Origin of the sequence: Sphaerospermopsis sp. LEGE 00249 (assembly GCF_014299995.1) — a bacterium.
Lineage (GTDB): Bacteria > Cyanobacteriota > Cyanobacteriia > Cyanobacteriales > Nostocaceae > Sphaerospermopsis > Sphaerospermopsis kisseleviana.
Genome location: NZ_JACJUZ010000007.1, coordinates 75369 through 90126, shown reverse-complemented (window position 1 = coordinate 90126; position 14758 = coordinate 75369). Strand labels below are relative to the sequence as shown.

Annotated in this window: 16 protein-coding genes; 9 read left to right on the top strand and 7 right to left on the bottom strand. The window is 37.1% G+C overall.

All coding sequences use genetic code 11. The features are described from left to right. Window positions 1–191: 191 nt before the first annotated feature. The 5 genes from H5968_RS04435 (at window position 192) to nblB (ending at window position 4006) form a co-directional block, all read left to right on the top strand. Window positions 192–1148 carry an RNA polymerase sigma factor, RpoD/SigA family gene (locus H5968_RS04435; protein WP_096570252.1) on the top strand — a complete coding sequence of 319 codons (957 nt, stop codon included), beginning with the start codon at window positions 192–194 and terminating at the stop codon, window positions 1146–1148. A 242-nt stretch (window positions 1149–1390) separates the two neighbouring features. After that, a complete protein-coding gene (locus H5968_RS04430) occupies window positions 1391–1738 on the top strand; it encodes a DUF760 domain-containing protein (RefSeq protein WP_187038945.1) in 348 nt (115 codons plus the stop codon). 269 nt (window positions 1739–2007) lie between these two features. Further along, window positions 2008–2427 carry an 8-oxo-dGTP diphosphatase MutT gene (gene mutT / locus H5968_RS04425; protein WP_187038944.1) on the top strand — a complete coding sequence of 140 codons (420 nt, stop codon included), beginning with the start codon at window positions 2008–2010 and terminating at the stop codon, window positions 2425–2427. A gap of 221 nt (window positions 2428–2648) precedes the next feature. Beyond that, window positions 2649–3107 (top strand): CBS domain-containing protein, encoded by a 459-nt coding sequence (locus H5968_RS04420; protein ID WP_187038943.1) that lies wholly within the window; start codon window positions 2649–2651, stop codon window positions 3105–3107. A gap of 239 nt (window positions 3108–3346) precedes the next feature. After that, complete coding sequence (nblB, locus tag H5968_RS04415; RefSeq protein ID WP_187038942.1) at window positions 3347–4006, top strand: phycobilisome degradation protein NblB; 660 nt, start codon at window positions 3347–3349, stop codon at window positions 4004–4006. Between the two features lie 4 nt (window positions 4007–4010). On the opposite strand, the gene H5968_RS04410 is transcribed toward nblB, so the two are convergent. After that, a complete protein-coding gene (locus tag H5968_RS04410) occupies window positions 4011–4529 on the bottom strand; it encodes a DUF456 domain-containing protein (RefSeq protein ID WP_187038941.1) in 519 nt (172 codons plus the stop codon). Window positions 4530–4621: 92 nt separating this feature from the next. On the opposite strand from H5968_RS04410, the gene H5968_RS04405 reads away from it, so the two are divergent. After that, window positions 4622–5242, top strand: a complete 621-nt coding sequence (locus tag H5968_RS04405) for a Uma2 family endonuclease (protein WP_187038940.1) — start codon at window positions 4622–4624, stop codon at window positions 5240–5242. Between the two features lie 39 nt (window positions 5243–5281). Here H5968_RS04405 and H5968_RS04400 read toward each other — a convergent pair whose 3' ends face one another. Beyond that, window positions 5282–5923, bottom strand: a complete 642-nt coding sequence (locus H5968_RS04400) for a cofactor assembly of complex C subunit B (RefSeq protein WP_187038959.1) — start codon at window positions 5921–5923, stop codon at window positions 5282–5284. Window positions 5924–6094: 171 nt separating this feature from the next. After that, complete coding sequence (gene rpaB / locus H5968_RS04395) at window positions 6095–6823, bottom strand: response regulator transcription factor RpaB (RefSeq protein ID WP_096570268.1); 729 nt, start codon at window positions 6821–6823, stop codon at window positions 6095–6097. Window positions 6824–6992: 169 nt separating this feature from the next. Between rpaB and radA the strand changes: the two genes are divergently transcribed. Further along, the gene (gene radA, locus H5968_RS04390; protein ID WP_096570270.1) at window positions 6993–8561 is read left to right on the top strand and encodes a DNA repair protein RadA; all 1569 of its coding nucleotides are present in this window, start codon (window positions 6993–6995) and stop codon (window positions 8559–8561) included. A 122-nt stretch (window positions 8562–8683) separates the two neighbouring features. Here radA and rfbD read toward each other — a convergent pair whose 3' ends face one another. From rfbD to rfbB, 4 genes are all read right to left on the bottom strand, one after another. Then, window positions 8684–9559, bottom strand: a complete 876-nt coding sequence (gene rfbD, locus H5968_RS04385) for a dTDP-4-dehydrorhamnose reductase (RefSeq protein ID WP_187038939.1) — start codon at window positions 9557–9559, stop codon at window positions 8684–8686. Continuing rightward, complete coding sequence (gene rfbC, locus H5968_RS04380; RefSeq protein WP_187038938.1) at window positions 9556–10101, bottom strand: dTDP-4-dehydrorhamnose 3,5-epimerase; 546 nt, start codon at window positions 10099–10101, stop codon at window positions 9556–9558. Before rfbC ends, rfbD begins: the two co-directional genes overlap by 4 nt. 115 nt (window positions 10102–10216) lie before the next feature. Next, on the bottom strand, window positions 10217–11098 hold the full coding sequence (rfbA, locus tag H5968_RS04375) for a glucose-1-phosphate thymidylyltransferase RfbA (RefSeq protein ID WP_187038937.1): 882 nt from the start codon (window positions 11096–11098) through the stop codon (window positions 10217–10219). A gap of 112 nt (window positions 11099–11210) precedes the next feature. Then, window positions 11211–12299 (bottom strand): dTDP-glucose 4,6-dehydratase, encoded by a 1089-nt coding sequence (gene rfbB, locus H5968_RS04370; RefSeq protein WP_187038936.1) that lies wholly within the window; start codon window positions 12297–12299, stop codon window positions 11211–11213. Between the two features lie 359 nt (window positions 12300–12658). On the opposite strand from rfbB, the gene H5968_RS04365 reads away from it, so the two are divergent. Both H5968_RS04365 and rimP read left to right on the top strand, forming a co-directional pair. Beyond that, on the top strand, window positions 12659–14089 hold the full coding sequence (locus tag H5968_RS04365) for a hypothetical protein (protein ID WP_187038935.1): 1431 nt from the start codon (window positions 12659–12661) through the stop codon (window positions 14087–14089). Between the two features lie 207 nt (window positions 14090–14296). Next, entirely contained in the window at window positions 14297–14758 is a 462-nt protein-coding gene (gene rimP / locus H5968_RS04360) for a ribosome maturation factor RimP (protein ID WP_096570282.1), read from the top strand.

Genomic DNA, 14758 nt, shown 5'->3' with positions numbered 1-14758 from the left:
GTAATTACAAGTAAATAACTGTACCGTCTAGCAGTTAATAAGCCTAAATTGACGACATACCGGAAACAAAGCGGATCGGGTATGTAAATTGCAAACCAGAGCATAGTTTTCTAGTTAACCTGGGTATTATCTTCTCAAGGCATCAGCTAATGACACTACCAACCAACCCAACATCAACCAAGAGTAGCGCCATGAAGACGGCTCAGACACCTACCGACCTCGTACGGACTTACCTAAGAGAGATTGGACGCGTGCCACTTTTAACCCATGAGGAAGAAATTCACTTTGGGAAACAGGTACAAAGATGTACCGCGTTGTATGAGGTGAGAGATAATCTTGCTACTCAGTTAGAACGTCAACCAACTGTAGAAGAGTGGGCAATTGCAGCTGAGTTAGAAGTAAAAGAATTAAATAGAGCGATCGCCGAAGGTGAAATTGCTAAACGGAAAATGGTAGAAGCTAATTTGCGTTTAGTAGTGTCTGTAGCGAAAAAGTATATTAAACGTAATGTTGATTTACTTGACTTAATCCAAGAAGGTAGTATAGGAATGCAACGGGGTGTAGAAAAATTTGACCCCACAAAAGGTTATAGATTTTCTACCTATGCTTATTGGTGGATACGTCAGGCCATCACCCGCGCTATAGCGGAAAAAGCCCGCACCATTAGACTACCTATTCATATTACGGAAAAATTAAACAAAATCAAGAAAGCCCAAAGGCAATTATCCCAAAAATTGGGACGTGCGCCTAGCATTTCTGAACTAGCTGAAGAATTACAATTAACACCTAAACAGGTGCGGGAGTGTCTAGAAAAAGCACGTTTACCCTTGTCTCTTGATTTGCGTTTAGGTGATAATTATGACACCGAACTAGGGGAAATGTTGGAAGATACAGGTGCATCACCTGAAGATTTTGTGATGCAATCTTCTCTATCTTGCGACATAGAAAGGATGATGTCAGAACTCACACCCCAACAAAAAGAAGTCATTAGACTGAGGTTTGGGTTATCAGATGGACAATCTATGACATTAGCCCGAATTGGTGAAATACTTAATATTAGTCGGGAACGAGTGCGACAAATTGAAAGAGAAGCCTTAACAAAACTTCGTAAATCCAAACATAGCATGAATGAGTATCTTGCTAGTTAGGTGATTGGGGACTGGGGACTGGGAATAATTATTTAATTACCAATTACCAATTACCTATTACCCATTCGCAATAATACGCTGCTTTTGGTACGGTTTAACCGACTCCCCCGACTGAAATAACCTGTTACATTGAATGACATAGACACAAAGTTAAATTTTCGTCGTCATTAAATAGAAAACAGGTTATTTATCATTGTAGTCACAATTACCAGAAACAGTAGTTGTCATAAAGGAGATCAAAAGTGAGTAACCAACCTAATCGAGTATCAGAATTTTTCAACGGTGAAGCAGAAAATAGCAACTTATTGTGGCAGTATGTAAAATCTTTAAGTCCAGAAACCGTAACACAATTATCTAAACCTACTTCTGCGGAAGTATTTCAAGTGATGGAACGGAATATTGTGGGACTTTTGGGAAATCTTCCTTCTGAACATTTTGGTGTTACCATTACAACCAGCAGAGAAAATTTAGGTAGATTATTAGCTTCTGCAATGATTAGTGGTTATTTTATACGTAATGCAGAACAAAGAATGAACTTTGATATGGCTATACAAGGAACAGAAGCAAGCAGTAGTGATGTTGCTGAATAATTTAACAAAATAGCACCAATTATATAAATTCTCTAATAAATCCAAAATGAAGGTAGCAGAATTTTGATTATTGGTGTTTTTTAAGTAATAAATGTTAATGTTTCCTAATAATTAATTCATATCCCCGATTTCTGTGAGAAATTGGGGGTTTATTAGTGTAAACTAAGAATTTGGTTTGTAGTAAGCGATTTATCGCTATATGTAAGAATTTACAGGACTAAAGTCCTAACTACGAACCGGATTTTAATTTAATTGTCATAGTTATAGTCATGAATGAAATATCTACTGTCCCACATAAAATCATTGGTGTTGCTGTTATTTGGAATGAAGAAAAACAGATTTTAATTGATCGTCGTCTTCCCACAGGAACAATGGCGAATTTATGGGAGTTTCCAGGGGGTAAAATTGAACCAGGGGAAACTATAGAAGAATGTATAGAAAGAGAAATTTTAGAAGAGTTAGGAATTAAAATAGAAGTTGGCAAACATTTGATTACTATTGATCATACTTATCCTCATTTACGAGTAACTTTGACAGTGCATCATTGTAATTATTTATTAGGTATTCCCCAAGCTATTGAATGTGCGGAAGTGCGTTGGGTGGGTTTAGATGAGTTAGATAATTTTGATTTTCCTGAAGCAAATGGAGAAATTATTGCTGCTTTGAGGAAATATCAAAACAATAATTAATGTTTAATAAACCGAATTTGATGTAGAATATTATGCAATAATCCATGATAGTAATATAGTAATAAAGTAAAAATTTTTATCATACAAGAGATTATTCAGCAAATTCAGCATTTTTTTCAATCATCAAAAGTAACAATCTATTAAAACTGTTTATTTATCATCCCCCAATTACCTAAAATAAAGACAGAAAAAGACTTTTATAAAAGGTGTAAGTAAAAAAAATGCTGAAAACCGTTGCAGAAGTGATGACCCATAATCCAATTATGGTTAATCCTCAAACTCCTTTAAAAGAAGCTATCCAAATCTTAGCAGAAAAACGCATTAGCGGTTTACCTGTAATTAATGATGCAGGGAAATTAGTGGGGATCATATCCGAAACAGACTTGATGTGGCAGGAAACCGGTGTCACTCCACCTGCATACATCATGTTTTTGGATAGTGTAATTTATTTACAAAATCCTGGTGCTTATGAACGGGATTTACATAAAGCTTTAGGACAAACTGTAGGGGAAGTGATGAGTAAAAATCCTCTCACTATTACCCCTGATAAGTCCCTAAAAGAAGCTGCAAAAATCATCCAAGAACATAAAGTACATCGTTTACCTGTGCTGGATATTACGAGTAAAGTTATTGGTATTCTGACTCGTGGTGACATTATCCGTGCTATGGCGGCTGAGTAGGCGACAGGTGACAGGTGACAGGTGACAGGTGACAGAAAAAAGCAGGAGGAGAAATACTAACCTCGTTCCCAGTCTCAGACTGGGAATGTCATTAAGAGGTTCTACCTCTGATTTAATATAAGGCAGAGCCTTATTTCATTCATTCCCACACAGAGTATGGGAACGAGAGAATTACTGTAGGGGTTTAGCAGTGCTAAACCCCTACAAATTGAAAACTAATAATAACATAGGATTATTAAATGAGTATATCTGCTGAATCTGTAAAAGAATTACTGAGTTCTGATAACTTGGGCGATCGCCTCCGTGCAGTCAATCAAATTCGTGAACTCGAACCCAAAACCGGTTTAGAATTAGTACAAGTCGCTATCCGTGATAAAAATTCCCGTGTGCGTTATTCTGCTGTTAGTCAAATGGACACATTGGGAGAACAGGATTTAGATTTATCCTTGCAGATATTACGGGAACTACTCAACGATCCTGAAGCAGATGTCCAAGCAGCAGCAGCAGACTGTTTAGGGGCGCTGAAATTACAGGCAGCTTTTGAAGATCTACAGGAACTCTATCATCAAACCCCAGAATGGCTCGTACAATTCAGTATTATTGCTACCTTGGGAGCATTGGGAGATCCACGGAGTTTTGAACTCCTCAAACAAGCACTTGCTTCAGATAATGGTTTAGTGCAAACTGCGGCTATTAGTTCCCTGGGAGAGTTGGGAAACCCAGATGCAGTTCCCCTTTTAGCAACCTATTCTACTAATTCAGATTGGCAGGTGCGTTATAGAGTTGTTCAGGCTTTGGGTAATTTAGGTGGTGCAGAAGCTAAAGCTATTTTAGAGACTTTGGTTAATGATGAAGTAGAAGCGGTTGCTAAAGAAGCGAAAAGAGCAAACCATAGTTAAAATACTACCCACCAAAAACCTGTGTCCATGTAGTCCAAATAAAAACTACCACCGCACCCACAGCAAGAACACCCTGAAGTAAATTCCCTACTACTGTTCCTACAGTGATTCCTATACCTGCTTTCACTGCTTTACCCAAATCTTTTTGATACAGCAACTCACCAATAATTGCCCCTAAAAGTGGACCAATTAACATTCCCAACAATGGTCCACCGAAGGGTAAAGCTGGCAATAATCCGAAAAATCCCAGAAGTAAACCAACAAACGCCCCTATTTGTCCCCATTTACTTGCACCGGCTTGTTTTGCGCCTATGTAACCTGCTAAAAAATCAACAGCCATACTTAGAAGTAGGACAATACCTGTAACAATGAGGGGTATTTTAATAACTGCTACAGAACCATTAACAATTCCCCAGATGATGATAGCGGCTAATATTAAACTACTACCAGGAATTGCAGGAACTACAGAACCAATCACACCCACAAGCATTAAAGCTATTAATAAACAGTAAATAATTTGCATAGTTTTAAAGAAGGTGACAGGTGACAGGTGACAGTAAATAGGCGAAAGGCAAAAGTTTATAATATTCTTATCTTCAGAAATGCTCAAGAGCCATGATCCAAACCTTATCTAAAGTTATCACCTTTGAGGAATTTGTCGCTTGGCTACCTGAAAATTCCGGGGTACGTTATGAATTACATAATGGCAATATTATTGAAATGTCACAACCAACAGGAGATCACGAAGAAGTTAAAAGTTTTCTAGGGGTAGAAATTCCCTTTGAAATCAAACGTCTGGGATTACCTTATGGTATTCCTAACCAAGTGATAGTTAGACCAGATGGTAAAGATTCTGGTTATTTCCCAGATTTGTTGGTGCTAAACCGTGAAAATTTAGTTAATGAAAAATTATGGAAAAAAGAATCTATTGTTAGTCAAGGTGCTTCTATACCTTTGGTGATTGAAATTGTATCAACTAACTGGCGTGATGATTACCATCTAAAATATGCTGATTATGAGGAAATGGGGATTCCTGAATATTGGATTGTAGATTATGCGGCTTTGGGTGGACGTAATTTTATTGGTAATCCTAAACAACCGACTATTTCTGTTTGTAATTTGGTTGATGGAGAATATCAAATTAGTAAGTTTCAAAATAATGATATAGTCATTTCTCAAACTTTTACTGAATTTAATCTTACCGCAAATCAGATTTTTCAGGCTGGTGTAGTTTAGCATCCAATTCCAGCATCATTGCCAATCACCAATCACCAATCACCCATTACTAAGAGTAACAGCTAATTTATCAGCTATTCCCGCAATCCAATTTTCATCTTGTTTTGTATAACTGCGGGGAGCATTTGCTCCTAAAATTAACACACCTTCTTTACCAATAGGTTGACAAATTACACCTTGGGTATTTTCGGGTAAATAATCAAATTCAATTTTGCCAGGATAGACTTTTAAAGCTACTAAATAAACCGGTTTTTGGGTTTCTAATACTCTTTTCAATATTGCACCTGGGGTAACTTCTGATTTAGCACCCAGAATACCGCGACGTAACAGAACTTTACCTTGGTAATAAACTACAAGCGATCGCGTAACTGTATTAGTTAACAATAACCTTGATGCCCAAGCTAATTCTGTTTTCACGGTTTCTGGTAAATCAGGATTTAACACAAAACCCTCTTCTCCGATCAGTTCTACTGTATCAGGGGTTTTAGGTTGTACTTGTTGCCAAATTAAACCTGTTAAAATTAACACCGCACTCAAAATCACTCCCAGCACATCCCCCCGTGCTTGAGAGTCTGTCAGTTCCGGTGTTAACAACCGATTTACAAACAAAAGCACAGCACCTAAACCCCCAACTACCAAGGGTAAACGCCGTAAAACTCGATTAGGATCAGATTTGGTCATTGGTGATTGGTAATTGGTAATTGGTAATGGGTAATTGGTAATGGGTAATTGGTAATGGGTAATTGGTAATTGGTAATTGGTAATTGGTAATTGGTAATTGGTAAGAATAAACTTTTGCCTCTTGCTTCTTGCCTTTTGCCTTCTTACTGTCACCTGTCACCTGTCACCTAATTACTCTTCCCCTGCTTCCAGGATACGTTGAAATAGATAACCAGTACCTCTAGCAGTAAGTATAAGTTCTGGGTTGCTGGGGTCATCTTCTAATTTTGCCCGTAACCGGGAAATATGTACATCTACTACACGGGTATCTACATGGCGTTCTGGTGTGTAACCCCAAACTTCTTGTAAAATTTCAGAACGAGAAAAAGCCTCTCCAGAACGACTAACTAATAGTTCTAATAAGCTAAATTCCATGCCGGTTAAGCGGATGCGTTCATCCCCTTTGTAAACTTGGCGTTTATTGGTATCTATCCTGATGTTACCTACATGAATCACACCAGAACTGGGAATACCACTAGCACCAGTTTTATCTACTCTGCGTAAAACTGAGCGAATACGCGCTTCTAGTTCTTTGGGAGAAAATGGCTTAACTACGTAGTCATCAGCACCTAATTCTAGTCCGGTGATCCGATCAGCTACATCACCCAAGGCTGTTAACATGATGATGGGAACATCGGATTCTTTGCGTAGTTCTTGACAAACACCGTAACCATCTAGTTTTGGCATCATCACATCCAAAACTACCAGGTCTGGTTCGGATTTGTGAAAAGTTTCTAAGGCTTCTTCTCCATCACCTGCTGTCACTACATCATAGCCAATCATGGAAAGGCGTGTTTCCAAAATCCGCCTAATGCTTGCTTCGTCGTCTACTACCAGGATTTTTTCTTTATGACTTTCCAAGTTTCTTCACGCTCCCTAACTAAATTTTTAACATTATGAATTTTATTACCATAATATTAAGATATCATTGCATCAGTTAATCTGAAAAAGCTGTAACTACTACTATTATTTAACTTGAGTTTTTTCTAAAACTTAAACAAAAATTAAGATTCTTAAATAAAAATTACCCATGGCAAAGCCTAAAACTATTTTTATATGTAGCAAATGCGGAGCCGAGTTCTCCCAGTGGTTCGGCAAGTGTGCAAATTGTGACACTTATGATTCTTTAGTGGAAGAGAATGCTACACCTTTTGGAGTAGATATACCCAGTCGGGGGGGAGTAGGTAACTGGCACGCTGCACCAGGGGGAATTAAACCCAGCAGCAGTAAACCCGCTAAACCAAGGGCTTCTCTGACTTTCGATCAAATTAGCGATCGCCAAATTGCTCGGTGGGAATCCGGTTATGGCGAGTTAGATCGGGTACTTGGTGGCGGTGTTGTCCCTGGTTCGATGGTTCTCATCGGTGGTGATCCCGGTATTGGTAAATCTACTCTCTTACTGCAAGTTTCTAACGAATTATCCCAAAGATACCGTATTCTCTACGTTACTGGTGAGGAATCAGGACAACAGGTAAAATTACGCGCTTCTCGTTTGGGAATGTCTAAACCGATCAATGTTGTCACTGAAGAAAATTCGGAGAACGAAGAAGAAGTTACAGATACCGATAAAGTATGTAAAAATACAGAAGAAATTATAGAACATCATACCATTGGTTCTGATTTATATGTCCTACCAGAAACGGATTTAGAGGAAATTTTGCGGGAAATTGATTCTCTCAAACCTAATCTGGCGGTGATTGATAGTATACAAACTGTATTCTTCCCAGCTTTGACATCTGCACCCGGTTCAGTAGCGCAGGTGCGGGAATGTACCGCCGCTTTAATGAAGGTGGCAAAACATGAAGATATTACAATGTTAATTGTTGGTCACGTTACTAAAGAAGGAACTATCGCAGGACCGAGGGTTTTAGAACATTTAGTAGATACGGTTTTGTATTTTGAAGGCGATCGCTTTGCTTCCCATAGATTATTAAGAACTGTTAAAAATCGTTTCGGAGCTACCCATGAAATTGGTATATTTGAAATGGTATCTAATGGATTAAGGGAAGTACCCAATCCTTCAGAACTGTTTCTGGGAAACCGCGACGACCCCGCACCCGGTACAGCTATTGTAGTGGCTTGTGAAGGAACAAGACCGATAGTTGTAGAATTGCAAGCTTTAGTTAGTCCTACCAGCTACCCTTCACCCCGACGCGCTGGCACGGGGATAGATTATAACCGCTTAGTGCAAATTTTAGCAGTATTAGAAAAGCGGGTGGGGATACCCATGTCAAAATTAGATTCCTACGTTGCATCTGCGGGGGGTTTGAATGTAGAAGAACCTGCGGTAGACTTAGGGATTGCGATCGCCATTGTTGCCAGTTTTCGAGATAGGATAGTAGATCCCGAAACCGTGTTAATAGGGGAAGTGGGTTTAGGGGGACAAGTGCGATCAGTTTCCCAAATGGAACTAAGATTAAAAGAAGCAGCAAAATTAGGTTTTAAACGAGCGATAATACCCAAAGGTCAAAAGTTTCCTGATTTAAACATAGAAATTTTACAAGTTTCTAAAGTCATAGATGCCATAATTGCTGCTATTCCTCATCAATCTTTGGAAGATATTGATTTAGAAACAGATGAAAAAGATGAGGATGAATAACAAATATCCGCGTTCATCTGCGTTTGATGTTTATTCAACGAACCACTCCAGACAAAGAGTTTTGATCCCCGCTAAAAATTTTAATTTTTTCCTGTTTTAAGGGAGATCAGATTTTTTAACTATCAATCAATAACTAATTTTAAAACTTGATCCCATTCTGGCATTTTTAACCCAAAAGTATCAGACAATTTTTGATTATCTAACAAAGAAAAAGCTGGTCTAGATGCAGGTGTAGGATATTCTGGAGTAGTAATAGGAATTAACCGTTTTAATTGACGTTCATTATTGGGAAAATCATCATTAAAAATTGCCTTCGCAAAACCATACCAACTAGTTTTTCCACTAGGAGATAAATTATATATTCCTCCTTTATTAGCAAAAAAATCAGTTAGGTTATTTTGACCTTGAGTAATAACTTGTGCTGTGATTTCTGCAATCATTCTACTCCAAGTCGGTGCGCCAATTTGATCATCAACTACTTTAATTTCTTCTCTTTCTTTTGCTAATTTTTGCATCGTTAATAAGAAGTTTTTGCCACGCAAACCATAAACCCAGCTAGTACGGAAAATAATATGATTAACACCGACAGATGTAATTGCTTCCTCACCAGCTAACTTAGTTTTACCATAGACATTTTGGGGATTTTTGAGTTCATCTTCTTGATAAGGAAGACTGTTATTACCATCAAAAACATAATCAGTAGAATAGTGAATTATAGCTGATCCCAAACGTTTAGCTTCTTCAGCTATAATACCAGGTGCAACACCATTAATCAACATTGCTAAATCGGGTTCTGATTCTGCTTTATCCACCGCAGTATAAGCAGCAGGATTGACAATTAAATCTGGTTTTATATCCCTAATTGTAGCACTAATTGTATCTGGTTGTGCTAAATCTAATTGATTTCTTCCCACAGAAATAACATCACCCATAGTCATTAAAGTACGTTGTAATTCCCAACCCACCTGGCCAGAAACACCAGTTAATAGAATTTTCATTGATAAACCTCCGCTTCTGAAAATAACTTACCTACTTTATCCTTAGCAGAAATAATTGGTTCATCTTCAATCGGCCAAGCAATAGCTAAATCAGGATCATTCCATAAAATAGTGCGGTCATATTCTGGTGCATAATAATCAGTGGTTTTATACAAAAAATCTGCATATTCAGATAACACTAAAAAACCATGAGCAAAACCCGGTGGTATCCACAATTGATGGTTATTTTCTGCTGATAAATGCACACCTACCCATTGACTAAAAGTAGGAGAACTTTTTCGCAAATCAACAGCAACATCAAAAACTTCACCAACTACAACTCTGACTAATTTTCCTTGTGGTTGTTGAATTTGATAATGCAACCCGCGTAACACATTTTTCACTGAACGCGAATAATTATCTTGAACAAAATGAGGTAATATTCCGGTTTTGTCTAAAAAAACTCTTTCATTAAAACTTTCATAAAAAAAACCCCTTTCATCTCCAAAAACTTTAGGTTCAATTAATAGCACATCAGGAATTTCTATATTTATAATCTTCATCAAATTCTCCTTTGCTCTAGGTTTAATTATAGATCACCGACTTCTTTTATTGATTGTGTACAAAAATTATAAATTGATCTTAGAAGTCGAGGACATAATTTTTTTATATCATTTCTCAATTAAAAGTAATTTCATCTTCTAAAATTCGTCTTAAATAAAGACCATAACTACTTTTACCCATAGACTCAACCAAATAACTAAGTTGTTGAGTATCAATATATCCTTGATAATAGGCAATTTCTTCAATACAAGCTATTTTCAATCCCTGTCTTTGTTCTAAAGTTTGGATAAAATTACTAGCTTGATGTAAAGATTCATGTGTACCCGTATCTAACCAAGCATATCCTCTTCCTAAAATTTCTACCTTTAATTGATCTTGCTTTAAATAAGCTAAATTCACATCAGTAATTTCTAGCTCACCCCGTGCAGAAGGTTTCAAACTAACAGCTATTTCTGTAACTTGGGAATCATAAAAATAAATTCCCGGTACTGCATATTTTGATTTAGGACTTTTTGGTTTTTCTTCAATACTAATTGCTTTACCTGTACTATCAAATTCAATCACACCATAACTTTCAGGGTGAGTGACTTTATAACCAAAAACTAAACCTCCATTTTGCAATTGAGCAGCACGGGTTAAAACTTCTGTGAAACCATGACCATAAAAAATATTATCTCCTAAAATTAAACATACTGAATCATTTTTGATAAAATCTTTTCCCAAAATAAAAGCTTGTGCTAAACCTTCTGGTTTTGGTTGTTCTACATAACTAAACTTTAAACCCCATTGACTACCATCTTTTAGCAATCTTTGAAAAAGAGGTAAATCTGTGGGTGTGGAAATAATCAAAATTTCTCTAATTCCCGCTAACATCAACACCGATAAAGGATAATAAATCATCGGTTTATCATAAACCGACATTAATTGTTTACTCACAACTTGTGTTAATGGATAAAGTCTTGTACCCGAACCACCTGCGAGAATAATACCCTTCATTTTACCATCCTTATACAGCGAATTAATTATTACTAAATAAATCCTAAATAAATCCAGGACTTACGCAAAATAAAACGGAAGTAGGGGTAATTCATGAATTACCCCTACTCCTTTAACGACTTTCGTAATTTTTCTGAATCCAGTTTTTATATTCTCCTGTAAAAATAGATTCTACCCAAGCAGAATTATCAAGATACCATTGCACAGTTTTTAACAAACCACTATCAAAATTTTCCTTGGGTTGCCATCCTAATTCTTTGGTGATTTTACTACAATCAATTGCATAGCGGCGATCATGTCCAGGACGATCTTTAATAAAGGTAATTAAAGATGAATATTGAAAATTCTCTTTGGGTGCTAACGTATCCAAAATTTCACAAATTTTATTCACAACTACTAAGTTAGTTTGTTCATTCAATCCCCCAACATTATAACTTTCGCCAATTTTACCTTCCTTTACAACCAGATAAATAGCATCACAATGATCACTTACATATAGCCAATCTCTAATATTTTGACCGTCACCATAGATAGGTAATGGTTTACCATTTACAGCATTGAGAATCATTAAAGGAATCAGTTTTTCAGGAAACTGTAACGGTCCATAATTATTAGAACAATTAGTAGTTAAAGTAGGTAAATTATAGGTGTGATAGTAGGATCTAACTAAATGATCTGCACTAGCTTTAGAAGCTGCATAAGGGCTATTTGGTGCATAAGGTGTATCTTCTTTAAAACCTGGATCTTCTGGATTTAAAGAACCATAAACTTCATCGGTAGATATATGCAAAAATCGGAATTTTTCTTGTTTTTCTGATTTGAGTTTTTGCCAATAAAATTTACTTGCTTCTAATAAATGAAACGTTCCTAATACATTAGTTTGGATAAAGTTAATGGGTGTTAAAATAGAACGATCTACATGAGTTTCTGCCGCAAAGTTAATTACTGCATCTGGTTGATATTTTTCTAACAAATAACTGACTAATTCAAAGTTACCAATATCTCCTTGAATAAAAGCATAATTGGGATCATCTTGTAATTCAGCTAAATTTTGTAGATTACTAGCATAAGTAAGTTTATCTAAATTAATGATATTAGCCCACTGATTTTTTCTAGCTTGGAGAACAAAGGTAGCCCCTATAAATCCTGCACCACCTGTAACTAATAAAGTTGGCAGATCATTTTTTGGTACGTTTGACATATAAACAGATTTTTCCTATGTGTTATTGTTTGATTTTTAGTGGAAATGTGGTAATTTCAATTGTTGGAATGTCACGGCTAATCATCGGATTACAGCTATTTTCAGGTAAATAAACCACATTTTGATTTAGGTTTCGCGTCAACAATGTAGGGGCGTTCGCGAAGCGTGCTGGAAGCATCAGCATTCGGACAATTAATTATCGGTTTTTACCTAAGACTATCATCCGAATGCTTCGCCCTTACTATGGTCTAAAGACATGAAAACTGCTGTAAAAACCAGAGATATGAGGTAAATAATTAAACAATATCTTAAACTAAAGAAGAGAAAGACTTAATATCGAGTATAGAAATTAACTAATAATGAATAAATTAAAACCTCGAAAACAAGCTAATCTATGGTTGGAAAAGTTAATGGCGATCGCAGCCAGTGTTAACTTAGGGTTAGTGTTATTTGACTTGAGTTACGTACCTTGGCGGGATTTCTATTTTCGCCAACTTCCCCAGATTACCCAAATTTACGATCCCATTAAAGGTATTGAACCCCATCGAGACACGAAAAATTATCTAGAAACAGTAGCAGCTTTAGAAGCACAGGTTAGCCAAACCGGTTTAAACTCCCCTCAAGTAAAAACCAAGTTAGCAGAAATCAGCCGTCTCAGCAACGAGATGATTGATAGTAACCCCTTTGCAGGTGCGGGTAAAAGTGGAACTCTGGAAAAAATTAAAAACCGGATGCGGGAACACATTGGTCAAGAATCAGCCAAACGCGCCTTTGCTACTTTTTGGAGTGTAGAATATTTATCTAAACGGGGTTGGATACAAGAAATTAATTTTTTTAACCAGCAAATTCGTCCAGGCATTGCCTCTAATTATTATCGCCAAATAGGCGAAAATGGCGAATTTATAGATGATTTTTGGTTAATTGATTTACCGTTTGTCGTGATATTTGGCTTAGAATTGCTATTACGTACTTTTTATATAAAACGTCAAAATCGCCATTTAAGCTGGTTAGAAGCGATTTTATGGCGTTGGTATGACCTATTTTTAGTAATTCCCTTTTGGCGTTGGTTGCGAGTTTTGCCAGTATTAGTTCGTCTAGATCAAGCCGGGTTAATTGATCTACATTTAGTGAGAAGGCAAATTCACCAAGGTATAGTAGCCAATTTTGCCGAAGAAATCACAGAAATTGTGGTAGTGCGGGTAATTAACCAAATGCAGGTTTCAATACAGCGCGGTGATATTACTAGGTGGTTATTACAACCGGAAAAAGAGCGTGCCTACATTGATATTAATAATGTTAACGAAGTAGAAGCACTTTCAGGACTGTTAATACAAACCATCGTTACTCAAGTCTTACCAAAAATACAACCAGAAATGAATGCCATTTTGCGGCACAATATCGAACTTGCTTTTAGGCAAGTACCTGTTTATCGTAACCTGCTCATGCTGCCAGGAGTAGGACAGGCACAAAATCAGCTAAGTGAACAATTGGCCAATCAAATCACCACAAACCTATATATTGCCTTGGTTAGCGCCTTTAAAGATCCAGTGGCAGCCCAACTTTCTAGTCAGTTAGTGGAAAAATTTACTACGGTTTTAGGTGCAGAGATCCAGGAAAAACACGTAATTTCAGAAATTCAAAGTTTGCTCAATGACTTTTTAGAAGAAGTGAAAATTAATTATGTTCAACGTCTATCCCAAGAAGATATTGAGCAAATTATCGAACAAACAAGAAGGATGCGATCGCAAGCTACTGTTCCCACAGTTATTGATAATAGCTTTATAGCATAAAAGTGTACAGGTGTTGTGTATATAGGTGTATAGGTAAATTAATAACCCAATCACCAATTACCAGTCACCAATCACTAATGACTAACGAAAAAAATACGCTACACTCATGTTAGGGGCGAACCAATACAGGTTCGTCACAAGACTTCTTGGAAGATATCCCTATCGCCGGAAGTGGGTAGAAGCCCACTTTTTTTATTGAATTTTCCCATGACTCATCCTTTAGTTCCACAAATTATTGAATTGGCGAAACCAGTAGCAGAAGAACTGGGTTTGGAAGTAGTTGGCATAGTTTTTCATACCAACCAACGTCCACCAGTTTTGCGGGTAGATATCCGTAACCCTCAACAGGATACTGGTTTAGACGATTGCGAACGAATGAGCCGTGCTTTAGAAGCCTCCTTAGACGCGACAGAGATGATTCCAGATGCTTACGTATTGGAAGTCTCCAGTCCTGGAATTTCCCGACAATTGAACACAGACAGGGAGTTTATTTCCTTTAAAGGATTTCCCGTGGTGATCTCCACTTCTGAACCCTACGAAGGAAAACAAGAGTGGATTGGTAACTTGATGCGCCGGGATGAAACAAAAATTTACTTAAACCAAAAAGGTCGTGTAGTACAGATACCCCGTTCCCTCGTTACCAGGGTGCAACTCGATGAGGGCAGTTAA

Excerpts from the sequence above, each read along its gene's own strand:
- H5968_RS04435 (WP_096570252.1), top strand. The coding sequence starts at position 192 with ATGAAGACGGCTCAGACACCTACCGACCTCGTACGGACTTACCTAAGA.
- mutT (WP_187038944.1), top strand. The coding sequence starts at position 2,008 with ATGAATGAAATATCTACTGTCCCACATAAAATCATTGGTGTTGCTGTT.
- H5968_RS04420 (WP_187038943.1), top strand. The coding sequence starts at position 2,649 with ATGCTGAAAACCGTTGCAGAAGTGATGACCCATAATCCAATTATGGTT.
- nblB (WP_187038942.1), top strand. The coding sequence starts at position 3,347 with ATGAGTATATCTGCTGAATCTGTAAAAGAATTACTGAGTTCTGATAAC.
- H5968_RS04410 (WP_187038941.1), bottom strand. The coding sequence starts at position 4,529 with ATGCAAATTATTTACTGTTTATTAATAGCTTTAATGCTTGTGGGTGTG.
- H5968_RS04405 (WP_187038940.1), top strand. The coding sequence starts at position 4,622 with ATGATCCAAACCTTATCTAAAGTTATCACCTTTGAGGAATTTGTCGCT.
- H5968_RS04400 (WP_187038959.1), bottom strand. The coding sequence starts at position 5,923 with ATGACCAAATCTGATCCTAATCGAGTTTTACGGCGTTTACCCTTGGTA.
- radA (WP_096570270.1), top strand. The coding sequence starts at position 6,993 with ATGGCAAAGCCTAAAACTATTTTTATATGTAGCAAATGCGGAGCCGAG.
- rfbD (WP_187038939.1), bottom strand. The coding sequence starts at position 9,559 with ATGAAAATTCTATTAACTGGTGTTTCTGGCCAGGTGGGTTGGGAATTA.
- rfbC (WP_187038938.1), bottom strand. The coding sequence starts at position 10,101 with ATGAAGATTATAAATATAGAAATTCCTGATGTGCTATTAATTGAACCT.
- rfbA (WP_187038937.1), bottom strand. The coding sequence starts at position 11,098 with ATGAAGGGTATTATTCTCGCAGGTGGTTCGGGTACAAGACTTTATCCA.
- rfbB (WP_187038936.1), bottom strand. The coding sequence starts at position 12,299 with ATGTCAAACGTACCAAAAAATGATCTGCCAACTTTATTAGTTACAGGT.
- H5968_RS04365 (WP_187038935.1), top strand. The coding sequence starts at position 12,659 with ATGAATAAATTAAAACCTCGAAAACAAGCTAATCTATGGTTGGAAAAG.
- rimP (WP_096570282.1), top strand. The coding sequence starts at position 14,297 with ATGACTCATCCTTTAGTTCCACAAATTATTGAATTGGCGAAACCAGTA.